Annotated in this window: 22 protein-coding genes and 2 pseudogenes; 12 read left to right on the forward strand and 12 right to left on the reverse strand. The window is 63.4% G+C overall.

What is annotated here, in order from left to right; translation table 11 throughout:
* The first annotated feature begins 46 nt into the window (after window positions 1-46).
* The 3 genes from BM045_RS10585 (at window position 47) to BM045_RS10595 (ending at window position 2,948) form a co-directional block, all read left to right on the forward strand.
* Window positions 47-1,060, forward strand: coding sequence for an NAD(P)H-quinone oxidoreductase (locus tag BM045_RS10585; protein ID WP_092182912.1), 1,014 nt, complete (start codon window positions 47-49; stop codon window positions 1,058-1,060).
* A 301-nt stretch (window positions 1,061-1,361) separates the two neighbouring features.
* On the forward strand, window positions 1,362-2,090 hold the full coding sequence (locus BM045_RS10590; RefSeq protein ID WP_092182914.1) for a DUF1013 domain-containing protein: 729 nt from the start codon (window positions 1,362-1,364) through the stop codon (window positions 2,088-2,090).
* 90 nt (window positions 2,091-2,180) lie between these two features.
* Window positions 2,181-2,948: a sulfite exporter TauE/SafE family protein gene (locus BM045_RS10595; protein ID WP_092182916.1), complete on the forward strand. Its 768-nt coding sequence runs from the start codon at window positions 2,181-2,183 to the stop codon at window positions 2,946-2,948.
* A 68-nt stretch (window positions 2,949-3,016) separates the two neighbouring features.
* Here the strand turns inward: BM045_RS10595 and BM045_RS10600 are convergent, their stop codons facing one another.
* The gene (locus tag BM045_RS10600) at window positions 3,017-3,190 is read right to left on the reverse strand and encodes a YdcH family protein (protein ID WP_092182918.1); all 174 of its coding nucleotides are present in this window, start codon (window positions 3,188-3,190) and stop codon (window positions 3,017-3,019) included.
* 155 nt (window positions 3,191-3,345) lie between these two features.
* On the opposite strand from BM045_RS10600, the gene BM045_RS10605 reads away from it, so the two are divergent.
* From BM045_RS10605 to BM045_RS10615, 3 genes are all read left to right on the forward strand, one after another.
* The gene (locus BM045_RS10605) at window positions 3,346-3,561 is read left to right on the forward strand and encodes a YdcH family protein (RefSeq protein WP_092182920.1); all 216 of its coding nucleotides are present in this window, start codon (window positions 3,346-3,348) and stop codon (window positions 3,559-3,561) included.
* 74 nt (window positions 3,562-3,635) lie between these two features.
* The gene (gene purE, locus BM045_RS10610) at window positions 3,636-4,130 is read left to right on the forward strand and encodes a 5-(carboxyamino)imidazole ribonucleotide mutase (protein WP_092182922.1); all 495 of its coding nucleotides are present in this window, start codon (window positions 3,636-3,638) and stop codon (window positions 4,128-4,130) included.
* A gap of 4 nt (window positions 4,131-4,134) precedes the next feature.
* Window positions 4,135-5,220: a 5-(carboxyamino)imidazole ribonucleotide synthase gene (locus BM045_RS10615; protein ID WP_280139456.1), complete on the forward strand. Its 1,086-nt coding sequence runs from the start codon at window positions 4,135-4,137 to the stop codon at window positions 5,218-5,220.
* A 184-nt stretch (window positions 5,221-5,404) separates the two neighbouring features.
* Here the strand turns inward: BM045_RS10615 and BM045_RS10620 are convergent, their stop codons facing one another.
* Complete coding sequence (locus BM045_RS10620) at window positions 5,405-6,091, reverse strand: alpha/beta fold hydrolase (RefSeq protein WP_092182925.1); 687 nt, start codon at window positions 6,089-6,091, stop codon at window positions 5,405-5,407.
* A gap of 234 nt (window positions 6,092-6,325) precedes the next feature.
* On the opposite strand from BM045_RS10620, the gene rpsU reads away from it, so the two are divergent.
* A complete protein-coding gene (gene rpsU / locus BM045_RS10625) occupies window positions 6,326-6,598 on the forward strand; it encodes a 30S ribosomal protein S21 (RefSeq protein ID WP_092182927.1) in 273 nt (90 codons plus the stop codon).
* 104 nt (window positions 6,599-6,702) lie between these two features.
* Here the strand turns inward: rpsU and BM045_RS10630 are convergent, their stop codons facing one another.
* From BM045_RS10630 to BM045_RS10645, 4 genes are all read right to left on the reverse strand, one after another.
* Window positions 6,703-7,884 (reverse strand): multidrug effflux MFS transporter, encoded by a 1,182-nt coding sequence (locus BM045_RS10630; RefSeq protein ID WP_170848465.1) that lies wholly within the window; start codon window positions 7,882-7,884, stop codon window positions 6,703-6,705.
* A gap of 86 nt (window positions 7,885-7,970) precedes the next feature.
* Window positions 7,971-8,780 carry an alpha/beta hydrolase gene (locus BM045_RS10635; protein ID WP_092182931.1) on the reverse strand — a complete coding sequence of 270 codons (810 nt, stop codon included), beginning with the start codon at window positions 8,778-8,780 and terminating at the stop codon, window positions 7,971-7,973.
* A 57-nt stretch (window positions 8,781-8,837) separates the two neighbouring features.
* On the reverse strand, window positions 8,838-9,476 hold the full coding sequence (locus BM045_RS10640; protein ID WP_092182933.1) for a DsbA family oxidoreductase: 639 nt from the start codon (window positions 9,474-9,476) through the stop codon (window positions 8,838-8,840).
* A gap of 69 nt (window positions 9,477-9,545) precedes the next feature.
* Entirely contained in the window at window positions 9,546-10,088 is a 543-nt protein-coding gene (locus BM045_RS10645) for a hypothetical protein (protein WP_092182935.1), read from the reverse strand.
* A 132-nt stretch (window positions 10,089-10,220) separates the two neighbouring features.
* Here BM045_RS10645 and BM045_RS10650 point away from each other — a divergent pair, with 132 nt between their 5' ends.
* On the forward strand, window positions 10,221-10,427 hold the full coding sequence (locus BM045_RS10650; RefSeq protein WP_092182937.1) for a SlyX family protein: 207 nt from the start codon (window positions 10,221-10,223) through the stop codon (window positions 10,425-10,427).
* Here the strand turns inward: BM045_RS10650 and BM045_RS10655 are convergent.
* From BM045_RS10655 to BM045_RS10680, 6 genes and pseudogenes are all read right to left on the reverse strand, one after another.
* A complete protein-coding gene (locus BM045_RS10655) occupies window positions 10,421-12,220 on the reverse strand; it encodes a hypothetical protein (RefSeq protein ID WP_139198772.1) in 1,800 nt (599 codons plus the stop codon). The genes BM045_RS10650 and BM045_RS10655 overlap by 7 nt on opposite strands.
* Before the next feature lie 98 nt (window positions 12,221-12,318).
* On the reverse strand, window positions 12,319-13,722 hold the full coding sequence (locus BM045_RS10660) for an NAD(P)(+) transhydrogenase (Re/Si-specific) subunit beta (RefSeq protein WP_092183239.1): 1,404 nt from the start codon (window positions 13,720-13,722) through the stop codon (window positions 12,319-12,321).
* Between the two features lie 8 nt (window positions 13,723-13,730).
* On the reverse strand, window positions 13,731-14,093 hold the full coding sequence (locus BM045_RS10665) for a proton-translocating transhydrogenase family protein (RefSeq protein ID WP_092182941.1): 363 nt from the start codon (window positions 14,091-14,093) through the stop codon (window positions 13,731-13,733).
* Window positions 14,094-14,516: 423 nt separating this feature from the next.
* A pseudogene (locus tag BM045_RS10670) lies at window positions 14,517-15,731 on the reverse strand (Re/Si-specific NAD(P)(+) transhydrogenase subunit alpha); the annotation flags it as partial.
* Between the two features lie 65 nt (window positions 15,732-15,796).
* Window positions 15,797-15,964 carry an aa3-type cytochrome c oxidase subunit IV gene (locus tag BM045_RS10675; protein WP_092182945.1) on the reverse strand — a complete coding sequence of 56 codons (168 nt, stop codon included), beginning with the start codon at window positions 15,962-15,964 and terminating at the stop codon, window positions 15,797-15,799.
* A gap of 50 nt (window positions 15,965-16,014) precedes the next feature.
* Window positions 16,015-17,602, reverse strand: a pseudogene (locus BM045_RS10680) (M3 family oligoendopeptidase).
* 179 nt (window positions 17,603-17,781) lie between these two features.
* On the opposite strand from BM045_RS10680, the gene BM045_RS10685 reads away from it, so the two are divergent.
* Genes BM045_RS10685 through BM045_RS10700 form a run of 4 tightly spaced genes read left to right on the forward strand, consistent with a single transcriptional unit; the run spans window position 17,782 to window position 21,922 of the window.
* Window positions 17,782-19,269 carry a sigma-54-dependent transcriptional regulator gene (locus BM045_RS10685; RefSeq protein ID WP_092182947.1) on the forward strand — a complete coding sequence of 496 codons (1,488 nt, stop codon included), beginning with the start codon at window positions 17,782-17,784 and terminating at the stop codon, window positions 19,267-19,269.
* 53 nt (window positions 19,270-19,322) lie between these two features.
* Window positions 19,323-20,327 carry an ABC transporter ATP-binding protein gene (locus tag BM045_RS10690; protein ID WP_092182948.1) on the forward strand — a complete coding sequence of 335 codons (1,005 nt, stop codon included), beginning with the start codon at window positions 19,323-19,325 and terminating at the stop codon, window positions 20,325-20,327.
* Window positions 20,324-21,118 carry an ABC transporter permease gene (locus tag BM045_RS10695; protein ID WP_092182950.1) on the forward strand — a complete coding sequence of 265 codons (795 nt, stop codon included), beginning with the start codon at window positions 20,324-20,326 and terminating at the stop codon, window positions 21,116-21,118. Before BM045_RS10690 ends, BM045_RS10695 begins: the two co-directional genes overlap by 4 nt.
* A 3-nt stretch (window positions 21,119-21,121) precedes the next feature.
* On the forward strand, window positions 21,122-21,922 hold the full coding sequence (locus tag BM045_RS10700) for an ABC transporter permease (protein WP_092182952.1): 801 nt from the start codon (window positions 21,122-21,124) through the stop codon (window positions 21,920-21,922).
* The last annotated feature ends 102 nt before the right edge of the window (window positions 21,923-22,024 follow it).

The raw sequence follows: 22,024 nt of genomic DNA on the forward strand, positions 1-22,024 counted from the left end.
GACCCATGGGCTTGCAGAGCAAGTCCGTATCGGCCAGCATGGTTCCATGACCCTTTCCTCCCAGATGCAAGCCGTCGCCATCGCCCGCCCCGGCGGTCCCGATGGGCTCGAATTCCAGACCTGGCCCATGCCGGTCCCCGCCGCAGGCGAGGTGCTGATCCGCGTTGCGGCCGCCGGCGTCAACGGACCCGACCTCGCCCAGCGCCGCGGCCATTACGATCCCCCGCCCGGCGCCTCGCCCCTGCCCGGCCTCGAAGTCTCAGGCGAAATCGCAGCCCTCGGCGCTGGCGTCACCAATTGGTCCCTCGGCGCCCGCGTCATGGCCCTGACCAATGGCGGCGGCTATGCAGACTATGTTGCCGTCCCCGCCGGTCAGGTGCTGCCCATGCCCAACGGCTGGAGCTTTGCCGAGGCCGCCGCCCTGCCCGAAACCTGGTTCACCGTCACCCAGACCCTGGTCATGCGGGCGGGGCTCGAAGCCGGCATGACGGTCCTGGTGCATGGCGCCTCGGGCGGCATCGGTGGGGCCGCAATCCAGATCGCGAAAATTCTCGGCGCCCGCTCCATCGCCGTAGTCTCATCCCAAGCCAAGGCCAACTACGCCAAAAGCCTCGGCGCCTTCGCCACTATCGATTACACCACGGAAAACGTCGGCACCCGTGCCCTCGAACTTACCGACGGCCGCGGCGTCGATCGCGTGCTCGATATCATCGGCGGCGCCATGGCCGAGCACAATATCACCGCCTCCGCCCGCGGCGGCCATATCGTCCAGGTCTCGACCCTCGACGGCGCCAGCGCCAATATCTCCTTGCGCACGATCATGGCCAGGCAACTCACCCTCTCCGGCTCCACCCTCCGCCCGCAGAGCCCGCAAGCCAAAGCCGCCATCGCCACCCGCATCCGCACCGACCTGGTACCGGCCCTGGCCGCCCCCGGCTTCCTCAAGCCAAACCTCACCACCTTCCCCCTCGCCCAGGCGCCCGACGCTCACCGCGCCATGGAAGCCCGCAGCCATCTCGGCAAGATCCTGCTGCTGACCGGGTTTGGCGAACACGATTAAGGTTGGGGCCAAACCTACCCCCACCCGACCCCTTCGGGGCCACCCTCCCCACAAGGGGGAGGGATAAGCGGCATCGAGTCCGCCGAACTCTCCTTTCCTGCCCTGAATGGGGAGGGTGGCCCCGGAGGGGTCGGGTGGGGTGATGGGAGCCACCGGACCGCAAGGAGAGGTGAAGACTCCCACATTGCCATTGCGGATCAGCCCTCAAACCCATATATTAAGCCCAGTTCCCCCTCAGCATGAAGCAAAGAGGCGGAGCGGTTCGGCGGAAAGCCGGCCGCGCCTGCAGGAGAGATTTATCATGAGCCAGCCCCTGTTGATGCCCAAGGCGACTGCCGTTTGGCTCGTTGACAACACTGCGCTGTCGTTCGAGCAGATCGCTGCCTTCTGCACGCTGCATCCGCTCGAAGTCCAGGGCATTGCCGATGGCGACGTCGCTGGCGGCATCATGGGCGCCAATCCGATCCAGAATGGTCAACTGACCAAGGAAGAGATCGAAAAGGCCGAGGCCGATCCCGCTTATCGCCTCAAGCTCAGCGAGCCCAAGGTTCGCGTTGCCGCCGCCAAGCGCAAGGGCCCGCGCTACACCCCGATTTCGCGCCGCAACGAGCGCCCCAATGCCATCAAGTGGCTGGTGCGCAATCATCCCGAGCTCAAGGACGCCCAGATCATGCGTCTGGTCGGCACCACCAAGTCGACCATCGACTCGGTGCGCGAGTCCACCCACTGGAACGCCGCCAACCTCGCCGCCATGGACCCGGTGACCCTGGGCCTCTGCAGCCAGATCGACCTCGATCTCGAAGTGAAGCGCGCTTCCAAGGGCTCGGCGGGCCCCGATGAGGCCGAAGAAGGCACGATGCTGATGACGGCAGAGGAAGCTCTCGCCCGTTCCGGCTCGCGCGGCCATGTCGAAGGCGAAGAAAACGAATTCGCCGCCAACGACCACCGCCCCGAACAGGCGCAGGACGATTTCGACGCCGACTCGGTCTTCGCCAAGCTCAAGTCGCTCAAGAGCGACACCGACAACTAAAAGTTTTCCCAAAACGGCGCCCACGAGGCGCCGTTTTTCTGTCCCCTTCGCCGAGACGGGCTCTCCGTCCGCGCGCCGGATTCTTCCCCCATGCCCGTCTTCGATCCCTATTTCATCGCCATCGCCGTGATCGCGGTGTTGATCGTCGGTCTCAGTAAGGCCGGCCTGCTCGGCAGCCTCGGCATGGTCGGCGTGCCCTTGCTCAGCCTCGTCATGCCCGCCCGCGACGCCGCCGGCATGATGCTGCCGGTGCTCTTGGCCATGGATGCCTTTGCCGTCTGGACCTATCGCAAGGAAGTCGACTGGCGCATCCTGCGCATCATGCTGCCCGGCGCCGCGGTCGGCACGATAGCCGGTTGGCTCCTCTGGGCCTTCGTCTCCGACGATGCGGTGCTGCTCTTCGTCGGCGTAGTGACGCTGCTCTTCATCCTTGATGCCATCCTGCCCCTGCGCAAGAAGCTCGAAGGCCTGCCGCCCTCAAAGCCTTGGGGCACTTTCTGGGGCGGCTTTGCCGGCTTCACCAGCTTCATCAGCCACACTGGCGGCCCGCCGTTCCAGATCTACGTCCTGCCGCAGCGCCTGCCGCCCGCCGTCTATGCCGGCACCACCTCGGTGTTCTTCGCCATCGTCAACACTGCCAAGCTGGTGCCCTATTTCTTCCTTGGCCAGCTCAACGTCCACAATCTCCAGCTCTCCGCCGCGCTGATCCCCGTCGGCATTGTCGGCGTGCTGGTCGGCATCTTCCTCGTCCGCCGCATTTCGATGAAATGGTTCTACCGCATCGCCTATTGGCTGGTGTTCATCCTGTCGCTCTACCTCGTCTACAAGGGCGCTAGTGGGGTCTTCTTCGGCGGATAGAGCCAAAAACAAAAAAGGGCCGCAGCGATTGCTGTGACCCTTTCTCCTCTTCGAAAATTCTAAGCCGCCTACTGTGTCGTGGTATTGAACCGGTAGATTTCGTCCTTCACTTCGAGTTTCTTGCGCTTCAGCGCGGCGACCGCGAGATCGTCGAACCGAGTGCTTTGCATCTCGGTCTGGATCTGGCGGTCCAACTCCTGATGACGGCGCTCCAGCGCCGCGATATGCCCTTCAGTCGTCATGACAACTCCTTGAAAGCTTAGTGGACGAATCGATCGTCACAAATAATTCACGTGCTGTCGACCGCCTTTTGAGCGCCTCTGGAAATCTGGTGCAAAACACCGCGTGATCGGTTAACCAGAGCTAAGGTTGAGGCGTGAGGGTTAAGTCGGATTCTATGCTTTCGCTCACCAAGGAACAGGAAGCCGCGCTCGGGCTCGAGCTGGCCACGAAACGCCAGGAACACAGCGATCTCAACGCGGCGATCGATACGCTGACCGAATCCAAGGTCGCCGATCGCATGCTGTTGCAGCGCCTCAAGAAGCGGAAGCTGGCGCTCAAGGATCGCATCGTCCAGCTCGAGAATATTTTGCTGCCCGATATCATCGCCTGAGCCGTTCCACGGCTTGAGATGTGGCGAAATCTGGGCTAAATGCGCGCTTTGTGGAGCTCGAGGGACCAAGCTCTATGTTGACCAAGCCACTTGTCGCCATCGTCATGGGCAGCCAGTCCGACTGGCCCACCATGCGCCTCGCCGCCGAAACGCTCGAAGCGTTGGAGGTGGAATATGAGGCGCGCATCGTCTCCGCCCATCGCACCCCAGAACGGCTCGTGGAATTCGCCAGTAATGCGCGGTCCGAAGGCTTCAAGGTCATCATCGCCGGGGCCGGCGGCGCCGCTCACCTGCCCGGCATGATCGCCGCCATGACGCCGCTCCCGGTGTTTGGCGTGCCGGTGAAATCCAAGGCGCTCAACGGCCAGGATAGCCTCCTCTCCATCGTCCAGATGCCCGGCGGCATTCCCGTCGGCACCTTGGCCATCGGTGAGCCCGGCGCCATCAATGCGGCGCTGATCGCCGCCGCGGTCCTCGCCCTTTCCGATGACGATCTGGCCGACCGGCTCGATGCCTATCGCGCCCGCCAGACCGCCTCCGTCCCGCTGTTCCCCGCCGATACCGAGTAAGCCTTTGTCACAAGACCTCACCGCGCTGCCCCCCGGCAGCATGATCGGCATTCTCGGTGGCGGGCAATTGGCCCGCATGCTCTCGCTGGCCGCCAGCAAGCTCGGCATGCGCACCCACATCTTCTGCCCAGATCCGGTGAGCCCGGCCTTCGAGGTCACCCCGCACAAGACCATCGCTGCCTATGATGACGAGCTGGCGCTGGCCGCCTTTGCCGATGCTGTCGATGTCATCACCTATGAATTCGAGAATGTCCCGGCCGCCACCGCCGAGTTTCTCGCCGCCCGCAAGCCCCTGCGCCCCGGCGCCAATGCCCTGGCCATCTCGCAGGACCGCCTCGCCGAAAAAGCTTTCCTCGCCGGCAAGAACATCCCCGTCGCGCCGCATCGCAAGGTCGAGACGCTGGATGACCTTGAAGGGGCCATCGACGCCCTCGGCCTGCCCGCCGTGCTCAAGACCACGCGCCTCGGCTATGACGGCAAGGGCCAGCGCGTGCTGCGCGACCGCAAGGATGCCGCAGCCGCCTTTGCCGAGCTCGAACCCAAGCCGCTGGTGCTAGAAGCCTTCGTGCCGTTCGACAAGGAAATCTCCGTCGTCGTCGCCCGCAACGTCTCCGGCGAAGTCCGTGCCTTCGACGCCGCCGAAAACGTCCATCGCCACCACATCCTCTTCACCTCGACCGTCCCGGCCGATATCCCGCCCGGCGTCGAAAAGCATGCCGCCATGCTGGCCAAGGTCATCGTCGTGGCGCTCGACTATGTCGGCGTGCTCGGCGTCGAATTCTTCGTCATCCCCGGCGAGCGACCGACCCTGATGGTCAACGAGATCGCCCCGCGCGTGCACAATTCCGGCCACTGGACCGAGGCCGTCTGCCTCACCGACCAGTTCGAACAACATATCCGCGCCGTCGTCGGCTGGCCGCTCGGCGACCCGGCCCGCATGGCCGACGTGGTGATGGAAAACCTCGTCGGCGACGAAGTGAACACGGTGCCAGCCGAACTCGACGGCAACACCCAGCCGCATCTCTACGGCAAGACCGAAACCCGCCCCGGCCGCAAGATGGGCCATGTGAACCGGATCACGCGGCGGTAGAGCGTTCGTATCTCATCGCAGTGCCAAGCCATCACCCCACCCGACCCGACCCCTCCGGAGCCACCCTCCCCATTCAGGGGAGGGAGAGGAGAGCTCAGCGCACTCGATGCCTCATCCCTCCCACTTTGTGGGGAGGGTGGCCCCCGAAGGGGGTCGGGTGGAGGTGCGGATGCTCGTATGACCGCTACCGCCCCAACCATCCCCGCATCGCCTCAACCACCGCCGCCGGGTTCTCCATTGTCGGCAGATGCGCGCTGTCGGCAAACCGCACCAGTTCCGCCCCGACAATCCCGGCCGCGATTTCCTCGGCCAGCTCGGGCGGCGTCATCTTGTCGACCTCCCCGACGCCCACCAGCGTCGGCACCTTGATCGTCGCCAGCGTTGCCCGCGAGTCGACCCGCCCGAGAATCGCCACCTGCTGGCGCAGATAGGCCTCCTTGCCGACCCGCTCGGACATGGCCTGCACATCGCGCGCGATATCGGTGCCCATATGCTGTGGTGCGATCAGGCTGCCCAACAACCCGCGCGACACGCCGATGAACTTGCCCTGCCCCACCAGTTCGATGCCCTTGCGCCTCGTCTCCCGCCGCGCTTCGTCATCGGCGCGTGCCGAGGTATCGAGCAGCGCCAGATGCGTTACCCGCTCGGGCGCCTGTCGCATGATCTCCAGGGCCACATAGCCGCCCATGGAGAGCCCTGCGAGGGCAAAGCGGGGCGGAGCAGCGGCCAGCGCCCGCGCCGCCATGGCAACCATGGAATCGTCCTGCGTCAGGTCGGCGACCGAGGCGCGCGCATCCAACCCGCTGATCACGTCGCGCCACAGCCTCTCGTCACAGATCAATCCGGGCAGCAGCAGCAGGTCGCTTGCCATTTTTTGGCACTCCATCGGCAAAATCATCTGGCCCGACTGTTTCGCTGCACTGTCCACAGGGCAAGAGCCGATAGCGCAATCCGCGGTTTTTCTCTTGGCAATGGTGGACAAGCCCCGAGAGCTGGGCTATAGAGCGGCCCACGATGACTGGCTCTGCTGGTCGGCGACGGTGCTTTTTGGCTCTGGCGCTATTTCATAACCCTCATGTCCAAGCTTCGAAAGGGCGGTTGACCTTTGCAAGTAGTCGTTCGCGATAATAACGTTGATCAGGCGCTGCGCGCGCTGAAGAAGAAGCTGCAGCGCGAAGGCGTCTTCCGCGAGATGAAGCTGCGCAACTACTACGAGAAGCCCTCTGAGAAGAAGGCTCGCCAGAAGGCCGAGGCCGTTCGTCGCGCCCGCAAGCTGGCTCGCAAGCGTCTGCAGCGTGAAGGCGGCCTGCCCGCTCCGACCGCTACCGCACGTCCCGGCCAGCCCGGCCGTCCGGCCGCTGCCCTGCCGCGCACCTAAGCGCCAGACAGAAGAATTTGAAAACGCCGTCCTTCGGGGCGGCGTTTTTGCACGTCTGGATTCCAGCGGAAGTGGCGACCACTTCCGCTGCTTGTGACGAGGGCCTAGGCCTTGCGAGCGCGACGTCTATCTATCAATGCGACCGCAATGGCCAACACGGCCACGCTGGGCAGCAGCATGGTCAGCACCGCCCGCGCGTCACCCCACAGCATGCCGGCAGCCAGCGAGCCGGCAAAGCCGCCCCCAACCTGGAAAAACCCGGTCATCGCGCCTGCCGCGCCGGCAATGCTGCCAAAGCCGGACATGGCTGCCGCCGTGCTGGTCGGGCTGACGAAGGCCAGGGCCAGCATCCACACGCCCACCGGCGCCATGATGGCCAGCACCGAATCGGAAAACAGGTTTGGCAATACTGCAAATGCCAGCCCGCCGAGCGCCAGCAGGAATAGCGCCACCAGCACGAGCCGTCTGGAACTGACCCGGGTCGAGAGATAGCCGACCACCAGATTCCCCGAGATGAAGGACGCCGTCTGCACCAGCATGGCCATGGCAAACTGCAGCGGGCTCAGTCCCATGTCGTCAATCAGCAGGAAGGGCAGCAGTGCGGTGAAGCCATGAAAGCCGCTGAACACCAGCCCCAGCAGCAGCGACGGCAGCAAAAAGTCCGGCGAAGCCAGCAGCCGGCGATAATTGCCGATCACCACCGACGGCCTGATCGGAATGCGCGCATCCTCGGCAAGCGTCTCCCGTGCTCCCGTGGCGAGCAGCGCCACGATGGCCAGTCCGAAACCGGCCATGACGAGGAACATGTGATGCCAGCTGCCGAGCAGTAGGATGACACTGCCCAATGTCGGCGCCACGGCCGGTGTCACGGTGAGGATCAGGTTGATCAACGTCAGGATGCGGATCGCTTCGCTGCCGGTGAACTGATCGCGCACCATGGCGCGCGACAGCGCCACGCCGGCTGAAACGCCAAAGCCCTGGATGAAGCGCCCGAGGAACAGCACCTCCAGCGTCGGCGCCGCCAGCGAGACCAGGCTCCCCAGCACATAGATCAGAAAGAAGGCGATCCCCACGCTGCGTCGCCCGTAGCGATCCGACAGCGGCCCACAGATCAGCTGCGCAATGGCAAAGGCCGCAAAATAGACGCTCAGCGTCAGCTTGCCCCCGGCGTCGGTCGTACCGAGGTCGAGCACCAGTGTGGGCAGGGCAGGCGCATAGAGCGTGAGGCTGAGCGGACCCGTGGCGACCATCAGGCCGCCGACAATGGCTGTGCGGCGAGCCGACATGGGAGTTGGTGATGAGATGGTCATGAAATGGCTAACAGATGGTGGGAGCCCGACATGGCCCCCTCCCCTGCTGCAAGGTCAAGCCCTCAATTGGAAACGGCCCGTTCGAAGAACGGCTTGGCGTGGCCCCAGATGCCGCGGTCCCATAGATCGCTGTGACCCGCACCCCGCTCGATCCACAACTCGTCCTTGTTGGGCGCCAGCGCATGCACCCGCTCACCATTGCTGACGTCGATCGTGGTGTCACCCGTGCCATGCGCTACCAGCACCGGCTCATCGACGTTCAGAATCCATTCATTCACCGGAAACTGGTCAGCCATGACGAGCGCCACCGGCAGGAAGGGATAGCGTTCCCCTGCCACGGTCACCGCCGACAGGAACGGCGTTTCGAGCAGCAGGCCCTTGGCCTCACGCACGCTGGCAACATAGGTCGACGGCCCCGAACCCAGCGAACGACCCCAGATCAATATCGGAACACCCTTGGCCGCCGCCCAGTCGTAAACTGTTGTGGCGTCTTCGAGAATTCCGTCCTGGCTGATCACGCCGGGCGAGGCCGGAAAGCCGCGATAGTCAAACGCGACAAAACCATAGCCATCGGCCACGAACTGCTCGTAGCGCTCGTGCTCCTTGGTGAAGCTGCCCGAATTGCCCTTGTAATAAACGATCAGCGGCATGCCGGCGCGCGGCGCCTGATACCAGCCGTTGACCACGCCATCCCCCGATGGCACCGCGATATTTTCCGCATCCGGCAGCGCCGCATCGGCAAGGTTGAACACCTCGCCCTTGGCGTCATACTGCAGCGCCCGCTGGTTGACATACATATAGCCCACGACGCCCGCATAGGCGGCAAAGACCACGATGACCAGGGTGACAAGGATACGGCGCAACAGCTTCACGGGTGGGCCCTCGGCAAGGATTCGCCGAGGAGTTTACACCAGTTCAGCCGCGCTGGCTCAGAGTTCGGAAATGGTCTGCGCCAGCGCCTTTTCGAACACCTCGGCCGGCTGCGCGCCCGAGAGGGCATATTTCTCGCCGAAGACGAAAAACGGCACGCCACGAATACCTTGCGCCGCCGCGTCATTGGCCAGCTGCTCGGTGATCGCGAGCTCGTTCTCGTCATTCATCGCGTCGAGTGCATCGCCACGATCGAAGCCAAACTCGACCGCTATGTCGGCTAGCACATTGTCATCATTGACCTGGCGATGCTCCAGGAAATAAGCATTGGCGATGGCATTGGCCAATTCGTGCTGTACGCCGAGCGGCTTGGCCAGCCGGGTGATGGTATGCACCTTCTTGGTCGGGAACATGCGCGGCTGCTGGCTGAGGTCCAGCTCGACGCCAGCCTTGCGGGCCTCGCTCTCGACCCGCTCCCACATCTCCTTGGGATCCTTGCCATATTTCTCGCGCAGCATGTCCGCCACCACGACGCCTTCGGCAGGCGTATTGGGATCGAGATAAAAGGGGTGGTTTTCGACCACCACCTCGACATCATCCGGCAGCGCAGCAATCGCCGCATCGAGACGCGCCGAACCGACCAGGCACCATGGGCAGACCACATCGGTAAACACGTCGATTTTCAGCAGTTTGGGCATGGAAAAAATCCTCTTTGCCCATCACATGGCCACAAAAGCGCCGGCCTGCAAGAACGCACCACGAGGTAACTAGGCTGCAGCCTGGCTATTGGTTACCGCAAACGGAGGCGCCCAAGCGGCGGCAAAGCTCAGGCCGACAAAGGCCGAAAAGCCCATCCAGGCCATGCCCGGCGCCATCACCACGGCCGCCTTGGGATCAACCTGGGCCACGCGCACCATGGCGCCAAGGCCCACCAGCAGGATGGCAAAGGACAGGATGGTCAGCAGCAGCGAGTCGAGCGGAGTGACCAGAAACGGCTGGGCAATTGTACCAGCCATCAGCGCCACCACCCACCAGCCCGCGGCGCGGCCGGCGTCGCCACGAGCGGCAACCATCCAGCGGGCAATGCCGAACAGCGGCAGGCTGCCCAGATACAGCGCTGCACCAACCCAACCGGGCAGGCCGAGCGGGGCGAAGAACAGCGGCACCATGTCATTAAGCTCGGCCAGACCATTGGCAATGACAAAAACCGCCAGTGGCAGCGCCGCGCTCAGTACCAGACCGAGCAGATTATGCCGGTCGGCATCGAGTGCCGGAAGGAACCGCTTTGAAACTGCTCTGCTGGTCGCCATGTCCGGCTCCCGTTATTGCCATTGACTGACAAAGCAACAGCTCTGGCGGCAAAAGAGTTCCGTTAACGTCAATCACGCCCGGCTGTGCGACGCCTGCCATCTGGGCTAGAAGCGGCGCCAAAGGACTTCGCCATGACCGAATTGACCGACCGCCTCGATGCGCTGGAAATGCGCATCGCCTTTCAGGACCAGACCATCGAGGAGCTCAACACGACGATCACCGCGCAATGGCGCCAGATCGACCTGCTGACTCGCAAGCTCGACCAGATGGAACAACAGGTCCGCTCCGGCGTGCATATCGCCGACCCGGCGACGGAACCGCCACCGCCGCATTATTGACCGAGGCGCAGGGCTCGGCGCAGCAGGACTATGTGTTGGGGGACGTTGTGCCAGAGCAGATCGCGGCGGTCTTCGATGGGTTTTGTCACATCGTCCTCGGCCGCCTTGGCCTCCTCCGGCTCGTAGCTTTGGTGCCACACCCAATATTGGGTATGCGTGAACACCCGCTGCAAAAAGCCCGGCCAGTTTAGCCGTTTCATCACAACCCGATGCTCCGCGATCGCCGGCCCAAAATTGCCGATGAGAGAGCCCGAGATCAAATCGCCTGCCAGCGGATTGTTTTCTTCGTCATAGATATTGGTCCAGCGCACCGTGGAGAACTGTGCCGCGAAATGCGGCACCATGGCGGGCTCTCCTTGCGACGTCCGCGCATCGGCCCCGGGCGCCAGATGCAGCATGGTATTCTGCCTGTCCTGCGTCACATCGGGATGCGGCGGCGCGGTGGCAAAGCGACGTTCCTTGCAGCCATCCTCGATCTCGTTCTTGGTATCAGCCAACAGGAATTCGGCATGGGTCAGCGGACTGCCCAGCGTGATCAGGTCACTGATGCGCCAGAACGGCTGCCGCCTGCTGAATTTGTCAAACAGCCTGTCCTGCACTGCAGATAGGTCTGCGGCATCGACCGACCGAGGCGGCTGATCCCAAGCCGCTTGGACCAAGGCGTCGCAGTCGCGCAGTGCGGACTGGATGTCTTGGTCTTCGAAATCCCAGGACTGGTGATGGGTCGGTCCATATTTCTCCCAGAACAGCTGCAGCAGGTCATAGGCGATGATGGTGCCGAGGCTATGCCCGACCAGCACGATCCGATCGTAGAGCGGCGGTGGATCATTGGGTCCCGCCTGGGTAAAAGCCTCAAGCTTCGAGCCATCGGCTCGCCGCTGGTGCAAAGCTTCGAGCAAGGCCACACCGCGTTCGCGCACTAGCCGGCGCCGCTCGACGGTGCTGGGCGTGGCGCGGACATAGCGCACCACATCGCCGGCAAACGGCGTTACCGCACTATGCAGCGCCCAGCCAGCCAATGCCGCCACGCCGGCGGCCCAGAATGGTAGTGAACCCAAAAGCGTCGCCGGTACGGCCCAAAGCACCAGGCCGGCAGCGGCAAGCCGGAGTGGCCATTTCAGCGTCACCAGATGCATTTGAAAGCCGGCGCGCAGACAATTGATGATGAACCACAGCAGCCCGCCGCCCACCATGACGCCGGCAACCCAGTTTCGAATGCAAGCGAGCTGCGCATCGAGGGCGGGATTGGGTGGCCTGCCATCGGTCAATTGCGCCACGCCAAAGCCGGCAGAGACCAGCCCCGCGGCAGTGAAGATGGCAAAGATGCCGGCCAGAATGCCCCAGGCCCAGACCACCTTTGGAGACGCCGGCAATCGCCATGGCGAGCGCAACACCAGCGTGCGGATCCAGCCGGTCACCATGTCTACCGGCGTGCCATCCATGATATCTGCCCAGTAGAATTCGAAGAAATCGGTGCGCTTCTGCGGCCCATCGTTGAGCGTGGTGATGCGGCGCAGTTCGGCCGAGCCGGTCACGTCATCGGGGACCACCGAAACGTCCAGCATGCCGTTGTCACCGACCGGCAGGCTGGCCAGCGAGCGGTCGCGGCGATAGACGGTTTCGACAAAGCCGCGCAGCGTCTCGAGCGGCGTCTGTTCGCCAATGCCGTGGATCACCACCACCGCGGTCTTGGACGACGATGGCTTTGCCTGCGGCTCGGGGGTTGGGGCCGCTTTGGGCCGCCGCGTCCGCGGCTTCGCTGTCACTGTCGCCGCCGAAGGTGCTCGTGCCATGCTATTCCCCCATGGCCCCGGAAGAACAAACAGATACGCAATGAAAAAGGGCCGCCCGAGGGCGACCCTACCTTAGGTAAAATGCTGCGGTAAGTCCGTTAGTGCCCCAAGGCCTTGACGATATCTTCGGTCATCTTCTTGGCATCGCCGAACAGCATCATGGTGTTGTCGCGGTAGAACAGCTCGTTCTGCACGCCCGCATAACCGGCGGCCATGCCGCGCTTGATGAACAGCACTGTGCCGGCGTCTTCGACGTTGAGCACCGGCATGCCATAGATCGGCGAGGTCTTGTCGGTCTTGGCCGAAGGGTTGGTCACGTCATTGGCGCCGATGACGAAGGCTACGTCGGACTGGGCGAATTCGGAATTGATATCCTCCAGCTCGAACACTTCGTCATAGGGCACATTGGCCTCGGCCAGCAGCACGTTCATATGCCCCGGCATGCGGCCCGCCACCGGATGGATAGCATATTTGACCGTGACGCCTTCCTTCTTCAGCAGATCGGCCATTTCGCGCAGCGCATGCTGCGCCTGGGCCACGGCCATGCCATAGCCGGGCACGATGATGACCTTGCCGGCATTCTTCATCAGGAAGGCCGCGTCATCCGCCGCACCCTGCTTGACCGGACGGTCATCCTCGGCCGCACCGGCGGACGCACCGCTGTCACCGCCGAAGCCACCCAGGATCACCGAGATGAAGCTGCGGTTCATCGCCTTGCACATGATGTAGCTCAGGATCGCGCCCGACGAGCCCACCAGCGCACCGGTGATGATCAGCGCCGTATTGCCCAGCGTGAAGCCGATGCCCGCCGCTGCCCAACCCGAATAGGAGTTGAGCATGGAGACAACCACCGGCATGTCCGCGCCGCCGATCGGGACGATCATCAACCCGCCCAGCACGAGAGCCAGAATGGTAATGGCCCAGAACAGCCAAGGCTCAGCCGAGGTGGTGAAAGCCCAGACCAGCGCGATGATGGCGACGCCCATCACGATATGGATGGCATGGCGCGCTGGCAGGATGATCGGCTTGCCGCTCATATTGCCGTTGAGCTTGGCAAAGGCGATGACCGAGCCCGTGAAGGTGAAGGCGCCGATGGCCACGCCGATCGACATTTCGACCAGCGCCTGCGCATGGATGGCGCCGGGAATGCCGATGCCAAAGGCTTCCGGCGCGTAAAGCGCCGCTGCCGCCACAAACACCGCGGCGAGACCAACCAGCGAGTGGAAGGCGGCCACAAGCTGAGGCATGTCGGTCATCTTGACGGTGCGGGCCATATAGGCGCCGATACCACCACCGAGACCGATGCCGCCCAGGATCAGCACCCAGCTGATCCAGTCGGACGGCGCGGCCAGCGCCAGCGTGGTCAGAATGGCAATGCCCATGCCGATCATGCCGAAGCGATTGCCCTGCTGGGCCGAACGCGGATTGGAAAGGCCACGCAGCGCCAGGATGAACAGCACGCCCGAGACGAGATAGAGCAGCGCTGCGATATCTGCAGAGATCATCGGCGTTAGCCCTTCTTCTTGTACATTGCCAGCATGCGCTGGGTGACGAGGAACCCGCCGAAGATATTCACCGAGGCAAACACCAGGGCGATGAAGCCGAAGGCCTTGGAAATCCAGTTGCCATCAGTTGCCAGCTGCACGCCCACTGCCAGCAGCGCACCCACCACGATCACCGACGAGATCGCATTGGTGACGCTCATCAGCGGCGTATGCAGCGCCGGGGTTACCGACCACACCACGAAATAGCCGACGAAAATGGCCAGCACAAAAATCGCCAGCCGGAAGGTGAAGGGATCGATCGCCCCGCCAATGGCGGCATGAGCCACGGCCGTGATCACATCGGCACTCTGTTCTGCCGTCGCTTCCATTTATTCTGTCCCCTTGGGTGCTGCCGGCTTTTTGGCTGCAGCGGGTTTCTTGGCAGCCGGCTGCTTGGCCGGCGCATGATCTTCAATGGCCTCAGCTGGCTTGGTCACCGGCTTTTTGACCGCCGGCTTCTTCGCCACGGGCTTGGCGGCGACCGCCGGCTTGTGGTCTTCCACATACTCGGCCGGCCTGGTGATCGGCTTGGCCTTCATCGGCTTGGGCGCCGCAGCGGCATCCACCACGGCAACGGCCTTGTTGACGGCGGCGCGCTTGGCCGGCGTCTTGGCGGGCTCAGCGGCAGCCGGAATCGACTGCTCGACACCAGGCGCTGCCTTGTTTGGCGTATCGGCCATCGCAGCCACAACGGCCTTCTTGGCTACGGGCTTCTTCACAGGCACAGCCGAAACCGCACCCGTCTTGATCGGCGCGGCCTTGGCTTCGACCGTTTCAGCGGGCGCTTTAGGCGCGGCCTTCGGCTTGGCCAGAGGCTTCGCTTCTTCGACCATGGCGGCGCCGACAAAGCTCGGATGTACCACGAGACCGTCGCGCGTCAGCACGGTCGCCTTGACCAGCTCGTCGTCCCAGTTGATGGCGAGCGTCTTGGCCTTGGCATCGATCAGCGTGGTGAGGAAGGCCAGGAGGTTCCGCGCATAGAGCTGGCTGGCCGTGGTCGGGATCCGACCCTGCATATTGGTATAGCCGATGATGGTGACGCCATTATGCTCGATCACCTTGTCCGGTACGGTCAGCTCGACATTGCCGCCACGCTCGGCCGCCAGATCGACGATCACCGAACCCGGCGCCATGGATTCGACCATCGCCCGGGTGATCAGCCGCGGCGCGGGGCGTCCCGGGATCAGCGCCGTGGTGATGACGATATCCTGCTTGGCGATATGGGCGGCGGTGAGCTCGGCCTGCTTGGCCTGGTATTCGGCCGACATCTGCTTGGCATAGCCGCCGGCCGTTTCGGCCTGCTTGAATTCATCGTCCTCGACGGCGACGAACTTGCCGCCCAGCGATTCCACCTGCTCCTTGGCGGCCGGACGCACGTCGGTGGCCGAAACCACCGCGCCGAGGCGCTTGGCGGTTGCAATAGCCTGGAGACCGGCAACGCCCGCACCCATGACGAAGGCCTTGGCCGGACGCACCGTGCCGGCTGCCGTCATCATCATCGGCAGCGCACGATCGAATGCCGCCGCCGCCTCGATGACGCCCTGATAACCGGCCAGATTGGCCTGCGAAGAGAGGATGTCCATCACCTGCGCACGGGTGATGCGCGGCATGAATTCCATCGAGACGGCGGTCACGCCGGCCTTGGCCAGCGCCTGCACGTCCTGGTCATTGCCATAGGGGTCGAGCGCACCGATCACCAGCGCGCCCTTGGCCACGCCAGACAGCGAAGCCGCAGTCGGCCGGCGCACCGTCAGAACAACCTCGGCACCCTTGAGCGCCGCGTCGGCACTGGCGGCAATCGCCGCGCCGGCCGTCACATATTCACTGTCCAGAATGCGCGAGCCAAGGCCCGCACCCTTTTCCATCGACACGCTGGCGCCCAGCGCAATCAGCTTGCCCACCGTTTCGGGGGTGGCCGCGACGCGGTTCTCCCCCTCGAAACGCTCGCGGACGATCGCAATTTTCATGAAATTCTCCTGCCCGCCTGCCGGACGGACAGGCTTTACTCAAGTGCCTGCTAAACCCGGTGCGATCAGGGCTTGATCAGGAAATACAGAATGACCGCAGCAATGCCGAGGCCAATGACCGACCACTTCACGGCGGTCAGGAAGTTATTATAGGTCGCCTCGTGCTGGGCATAATCCATCGGGGATTCGACCTGCAGTTCGGAATGGTGCTCTGGGCGGTGCTTGGTGGCCATTTGGTCCTCTTTAGTCCAGTCGTCTAAAAGTCTATCAGCCGAAAGTCGGCTTATGGGGAAGTCGCTTCCAACTCGTCGATCAGGCCCTCGATCATCGACAGGCCGAGCGACCAGAACTGGGGATCCTTGGCGTCCAGTCCGAACGGCTTCAACAGCTCGGAATGATGCTTGCTCCCCCCGGCCTTGAGCAGCTCGAAATAGCGCTCTGCAAAGCCGTCGCTGGCCTTCTCATACTGTGCGTAGAGCGAGTTCACAAGGCAGTCACCAAAGGCGTAGGCGTAGACGTAGAAGGGCGAATGGATGAAGTGCGGAATGTAGGCCCAGAAGATGTCATAGCCTTCATTGGAGATGATCGCATCGCCTAGGGATTCCTTCTGCACATCGAGCCAGATCTGGTTGATCTCCTCCGTGCGCAGCTCACCTTGCCGGCGCGCCGTATGGACCCGCCGCTCGAAGGTGTAGAAGGCGATCTGCCGCACCACGGTGTTGAGCATGTCCTCCACCTTGCTCGACAGCAGGGCAAACCGCTGCTTCGGGTCGGTGGTATTGTTGAGCAGGTGACGGAAGGTCAGCATCTCGCCAAACACCGAAGCCGTCTCGGCCAGCGTCAGCGGCGTGTTCGCCAGGATCGGTCCCTGCGCCGCCGCCAGCCGCTGGTGCACGCCATGGCCCAGCTCATGCGCCAAGGTCATGATATCGCGCGATCGGCCGAGGTAGTTGAGCATAAGATAAGGATGGGCGCTCGGCACGGTGGGATGGGCGAAGGCGCCCGACAGCTTGCCATCGCCGGTCGGCGCATCGATCCAGCCCGAGTCAAAGAACGGCGCGGCAACCTCGGCCAGCTCGGGCGAGAACTTGCCATAGGCCTCCATCACCGTTGTCGTAGCCGCGCCAGCGGTCGGAGATTTCCTTGTCCTTGGCCAGCACATTGGTGATGTGGGTGAACAGGCGACTATTGGCCGCCAGCGTCTTGCCCAACGCCTTGAAGGCGCTTTCGCGCTTCTTCTCGTCCTTTTCAGACAGCAGATGCAGCGTCGATTCCATGTTCAGCGTCTCGCCGTCCACCTCGAAGGTCAGGCTCGACAGCGTTTCGTCGAACAGCCGGTTCCAGGCCGAATAGGCCGTCGTGGACTTGTCGTGGAACAGCTCTTCCAGCTTGTCGTCGAGCTGATAGGGCTTGGCCTTGCGCAGCTCGGCAAACCAGGTGCGATAGCGCGCCAGCTCGGCATCTTTCTCAAAGGCCGCCTCGAGGTCAGCGTCCTCGATCCGGTTCAGCTCCAGTTCGAAGAACAGCACTTTGGTGGAGAGGTTGGTCAGCGCCTCATTGGTATCGCCCATGAACTTGGCGCGGTCCGGGTCGGTCGCCTTCTGCGCATATTGCAGGAAAGAGAACGAGCCGATCTTGCCGCTGAGATCGCCCAGTTTTTCGCTGTCCTTGATCGCCGCAACCAGCTTGCCGGCCTTGGTCAGCTCGGTGAGCTTGCCCTTGTAATCCGCTTCGAACTGGCTCGCCAATGCCTTGGCCTGCTCCAGATCCGCCTTGAATTCCGGGCTATCCTTGCCGGGATAAAGGTCGCTGAGGTCCCAAACCGGGAGGTTTCCGAACTGGTTGTGGCCCTTTTGAGCTTCTGCGGTCATGGCACTCTCTCCGGCTGTTCTGATTTGCCGCGGACCTTAGCCAGCCGGGCTTGGGTTGGAAAGGGTGGCATCGGAACCCGACAAATTCCTCATGATTAATCGCCCCTTAACACCCTCCGACCATGCTCCTCCCAAAACGGCACACGATTCGATGCCGCCCGAAGAAGACTGGAGCCTGGATGACGCGCGTTCTCGTAGTCGATGATGATCCGGTACAATTGCGCCTCACTGCCGAGGTGGCCAATCGCGCCGGCTTCAAGCCGCTCACCGCCACCGGCGGCGAGCAGGCCCTGACCATCCTGCGCGAAGACCGCAATATCGGCGCCATGATCCTCGATCTGGTCATGCCCGATCTCGACGGCATGGGCGTGATGGATGCCATGCGCCGCGAGGGCCTGACCACGCCGGTCATCATCCAGACCGCCAATGCGTCACTCGAAACCGTCATCTCGGCCATGCGCAATGGCGCGGCCGATTATTTCGCCAAGCCGGTCGCCCCCGAACGCCTGATCATTTCGCTGCGCAATGCCATGAAGCTCGATGCGCTCGAAGCCGCCATCCGCTCGGAACGCGCCCGCAAGGCCGGCACCTTTTCCAGCGCCGACATGATTGCCAAGGCGCCCAGCATGGCCCGCGTACTGACCCTTTGCGCCAAGGCCGGCAAATCGACCATTCCTGTCCTGGTCGAAGGCGAGACCGGTACCGGCAAGGAATTGATTGCCCGCATCATCCAAGGCTCCGGCGATCGCGCCGGCAAGCCGTTCATCACGGTCAACTGCGGCGCCATCCCGCCCAACCTGATCGACTCGGTGCTGTTCGGCCACAAGAAGGGCGCCTTCAATGGCGCCGTCACCGACCAGATCGGCAAAATCGCCGAAGCCCATAACGGCACGCTGTTCATCGACGAAGTCGGCGAACTGCCGCTCGAAACCCAGGTCAAGCTGCTGCGCGTGTTGCAGGATGGCGAGATCGAACCGCTCGGCGCCACGCGCCCCGAGCGCGTCAATGTCCGGATCATCTCGGCCACCAATCGCCGTCTGCTCAACCTCGCCAAATCCGGCGAATTCCGCGAAGACCTCTACTACCGCCTCAACGTCTTCCCGATCTATGTGCCACCGCTGCGCGAGCGCATGGAAGACATCCCCGAACTGATCGCCATGTTCATCGCCCGCTTCTCGGCCGAAGCCGGCAAGCGCGTGCTGGGCATTTCCCCGACGGCGCTGGATCTGCTGCTGAGCTATGACTGGCCGGGCAATATCCGCCAGCTCGAAAACGCCGTCTATCGCGCCATCGTCTTGACCGACGCGGCCTTCCTCGAAGCCGTGGATTTCCCCCAGGTCTTCGCCCAGACCTCCGGCCGTGACATCGCCCTCAAGGCCATTGAATCCGTCCCCGTGGCCGCCGCGCCGACCCATATCGACATGGCCTCGGCACGCTTGCGCGCCGTGGAGAACGAACCAGCGCCAGCGCCCGACCGCTTCCTTGCCGCGACCGGCGAAATCGCCGCTCTGGCCGAGATTGAACGCGCCGCCATCGTCTTTGCCATCGAGCATCACGGCGGCCGCATGTCGCGCGTTGCACGTGCGCTCAAGATCGGTCGCTCGACGCTGTACCGCAAGCTGCACGAATATGGCCTCGCCGAAGACCTGATCAACGACGCCGCCTGACGGCGCTTTCGCGCCGAAAAGAATCGGCTAGTCTCCCGCCCAGGGGGACCGCCATGACAGCTTTGATCGAGGCCCGGGGCATCAGCAAACGCTTCCGGCAGCATAAGCGGTTTCCGGGGCTGCTCGGCGCCTTCAAGTCTCTGGTGACCACGGAATATACCGAGGTCACCGCCGTCTCCGACATCAGCTTCGACATCACTGCCGGCGAAGCCGTCGGCTATCTCGGCCCCAACGGGGCCGGCAAGTCCACCATGATCAAGATGATGACCGGCATCCTGCTGCCCAGTGCCGGGACGCTCTCGGTGCTCGGCCGCACGCCGCATGCCGAGCGCATGGCCAATGCGCGCCAGATCGGCGTGGTCTTCGGCCAGCGCAGCCAGCTGTGGTGGGACCTGCCGTTGCTCGACAGTTTCACCCTGCACCAGCGCATCTATGAAATTCCCGCCGCTCGTTATCAGGACAATCTCAAGCGCTTCAGCGCCCTGCTCGACCTGACGCCCTTTCTCGACCGCGCCGTGCGCCAGCTCAGCCTCGGCCAGCGCATGCGCGCCGAAATCGTCATGTCGCTATTGCATGACCCAAAAATCCTCTTTCTCGACGAGCCGACCATCGGCCTCGACGTGGTCGCCAAGGACGCGGTGCGAAAGTTCCTCGCCGAGATCAACCGCGAGCGCGGCGTCACCATCATCCTCACCACCCACGACCTGCAGGATATCGAAACCATCTGCCCCCGCCTGATCATGGTCGATCAGGCCAGGCTGATCTTTGACGGCGAACTGACCCGCCTGCGCTCGGCCCTCGGTTCGGCGCGTCGCCTGACCCTCGAATTTGCCAGCGATCCCGGTCCGGTCCCGCTCAGCAGCGCCACGCTCACCAGCGACGAGGGCCTGCGCAAGCACTACCTGCTCGAACGCGATGACGTCTCCCTCGTGCAGGTGCTGGGCGAAGTCGGCAGCGACCGCGACCTCAAGGACGTCGCCCTGCATGAGCCCGATATCGAGGAGGTGATCCGCACCTTCTACCAGCGCCGCAATGCTGCAGCGGCGGCTGCGCAGTGAGCGCCTATGCCGCCTTCGTGCGCAGCGGCTTTCTCACCAGCTTCGCCTATCGCAATGATGTCTGGGCCAATATTTTTGGCAAGCTGGTGCAGGTCTTCGCCCGCGTCGCTATCTGGCTGGCCGTGTATGCCGGCGCCACCATGGTCGATGGCATCAGCATTCAGGACATGATCACCTATGCCCTGCTCGGCGGCGTGGTGATGGGAGCCACGCGCTATGACCGGATCGTCCGCCATGTCGGCAATGCGCTCAAGACTGGCGACGTCGCCATCTGGCTGCTCAAGCCGGTACACTATCCGCTCTACCTGCTCGCCATCGAGGCCGGTGCCTCGGCCTATACGTTCCTGCTCGCGGTCGTGCCCACCATCGTCATCGTCGCACTGGTCTATGGCATGTATCCGCCGACCAGCCTGTTCCACGGCGTAATATTTATCGCCTTCTGCGCCCTGAGCTTTCTCATCCATTTCCTCTGCGCTGCCATTTTCGGGATACTGGCCTTCTGGCTGATGACCGTCTTCTCACTCGAATGGCTGCTGCAGAGCCTGATCACGCTGCTCTCGGGCATGCTCATCCCCTTCTGGTTCTTCCCTGAACCCTTTGGCACCATCGCCGCCCATCAGCCGCTGGCCTGGCTGGTCTACTACCCCTCCGCCGTCTGGCTCGGGCGCTTCGATATCCCCCAGACCCTCTTCTATTTCGGCCTCGGCCTTGCCTGGACTGTCCTGTTGGCTTTCGTCCTTGCCCTGCTATGGCGTCGCGCTGCCAATCGCATCACCGTGCAGGGGGGCTGAGCCATGCGCCACCAACTCTCCATCCTGCCGCTGCTGGTGCGGATGTATGTCAAATCGCAGATGGAATATCGCGGCGCCTTCTGGCTCGACCGCTTGGCGCAGATCCTCTCCTATGGCGCCGTACTGCTCGGCATGTGGATCCTGCTGCAGAAGTTCGACCTGCTCGGCGGCTGGAACTGGCCCGAGCTGGCGCTGCTGTTTTCCTTCCAGCTTCTCGCCTATGCGCTGGGCGCCTCGGTCAGCTTCACCCAATTGCGCGACCTCGAAGACCTGGTCCGTCTCGGCACGCTCGATGCCCTGCTCACCAAGCCGATCAACACCTGGGCCTATCTGATCTTTTCCGGACTCAACGTCGGCTATGCCGGCCATATTGCCCTGGCCATCCCAGTCCTGATCTGGGCGCTGATGGCCGCCGGCGTGCAGTGGAGCCTCGGCACCGTATTGTTCTTTGCCGGCAGCCTGCTCAGCGCCACGCTGGTCACCGGCGCGGTCATCACCATGATCGGTGCCACCGCCATGATCTGGGTCCGCTCCAACCACCTGTTCTCGATCTTTTTCGGCTTCTGGGAACTGACCCGCTATCCGATCAACATCTTCCCTACCGGCATCCAGGCCGTGCTGCTGACCGTGGTCCCGCTCGGCTATATCAGCGCCGTGCCCGTCGCCGTGCTGCTCGGCAAGCCGGTGCCGCTGCTCGGCGATTTCGCCGGGCTCGCCGCGCTGCTCGCCGGCCCGATCATCGCCCTGCTCGCCGTAGCCCATTGGCGCTACGCCCTCAGTCGCTACCAGGGCGCCGGCGGCTGAGCTTCACCTGCGACTTTTCTGCCCTTCCGCCACATTCGGGGTTGCGCATTGCCCCCTCGCAGACCAAAACAATTTGAGCCGTTCTAAACAGGAACGCGCTTA

Source organism: Devosia sp. YR412 (assembly GCF_900110945.1).
In the GTDB taxonomy this organism is placed as follows: Bacteria; Pseudomonadota; Alphaproteobacteria; order Rhizobiales; family Devosiaceae; genus Devosia.

Excerpts from the sequence above, each read along its gene's own strand:
- BM045_RS10620 (WP_092182925.1), bottom strand. The coding sequence starts at position 6,091 with ATGGCAAGCGACCTGCTGCTGCTGCCCGGATTGATCTGTGACGAGAGG.
- BM045_RS10630 (WP_170848465.1), bottom strand. The coding sequence starts at position 7,884 with ATGTCGGCTCGCCGCACAGCCATTGTCGGCGGCCTGATGGTCGCCACG.
- BM045_RS10600 (WP_092182918.1), bottom strand. The coding sequence starts at position 3,190 with ATGACGACTGAAGGGCATATCGCGGCGCTGGAGCGCCGTCATCAGGAG.
- purE (WP_092182922.1), top strand. The coding sequence starts at position 3,636 with ATGTTGACCAAGCCACTTGTCGCCATCGTCATGGGCAGCCAGTCCGAC.
- BM045_RS10655 (WP_139198772.1), bottom strand. The coding sequence starts at position 12,220 with ATGGCACGAGCACCTTCGGCGGCGACAGTGACAGCGAAGCCGCGGACG.
- BM045_RS10590 (WP_092182914.1), top strand. The coding sequence starts at position 1,362 with ATGAGCCAGCCCCTGTTGATGCCCAAGGCGACTGCCGTTTGGCTCGTT.
- BM045_RS10605 (WP_092182920.1), top strand. The coding sequence starts at position 3,346 with ATGCTTTCGCTCACCAAGGAACAGGAAGCCGCGCTCGGGCTCGAGCTG.
- BM045_RS10685 (WP_092182947.1), top strand. The coding sequence starts at position 17,782 with ATGACGCGCGTTCTCGTAGTCGATGATGATCCGGTACAATTGCGCCTC.
- BM045_RS10585 (WP_092182912.1), top strand. The coding sequence starts at position 47 with ATGACCCTTTCCTCCCAGATGCAAGCCGTCGCCATCGCCCGCCCCGGC.
- BM045_RS10640 (WP_092182933.1), bottom strand. The coding sequence starts at position 9,476 with ATGCCCAAACTGCTGAAAATCGACGTGTTTACCGATGTGGTCTGCCCA.
- BM045_RS10665 (WP_092182941.1), bottom strand. The coding sequence starts at position 14,093 with ATGGAAGCGACGGCAGAACAGAGTGCCGATGTGATCACGGCCGTGGCT.
- BM045_RS10690 (WP_092182948.1), top strand. The coding sequence starts at position 19,323 with ATGACAGCTTTGATCGAGGCCCGGGGCATCAGCAAACGCTTCCGGCAG.
- BM045_RS10700 (WP_092182952.1), top strand. The coding sequence starts at position 21,122 with ATGCGCCACCAACTCTCCATCCTGCCGCTGCTGGTGCGGATGTATGTC.
- BM045_RS10675 (WP_092182945.1), bottom strand. The coding sequence starts at position 15,964 with ATGGCCACCAAGCACCGCCCAGAGCACCATTCCGAACTGCAGGTCGAA.
- BM045_RS10595 (WP_092182916.1), top strand. The coding sequence starts at position 2,181 with ATGCCCGTCTTCGATCCCTATTTCATCGCCATCGCCGTGATCGCGGTG.
- BM045_RS10645 (WP_092182935.1), bottom strand. The coding sequence starts at position 10,088 with ATGGCGACCAGCAGAGCAGTTTCAAAGCGGTTCCTTCCGGCACTCGAT.
- BM045_RS10650 (WP_092182937.1), top strand. The coding sequence starts at position 10,221 with ATGACCGAATTGACCGACCGCCTCGATGCGCTGGAAATGCGCATCGCC.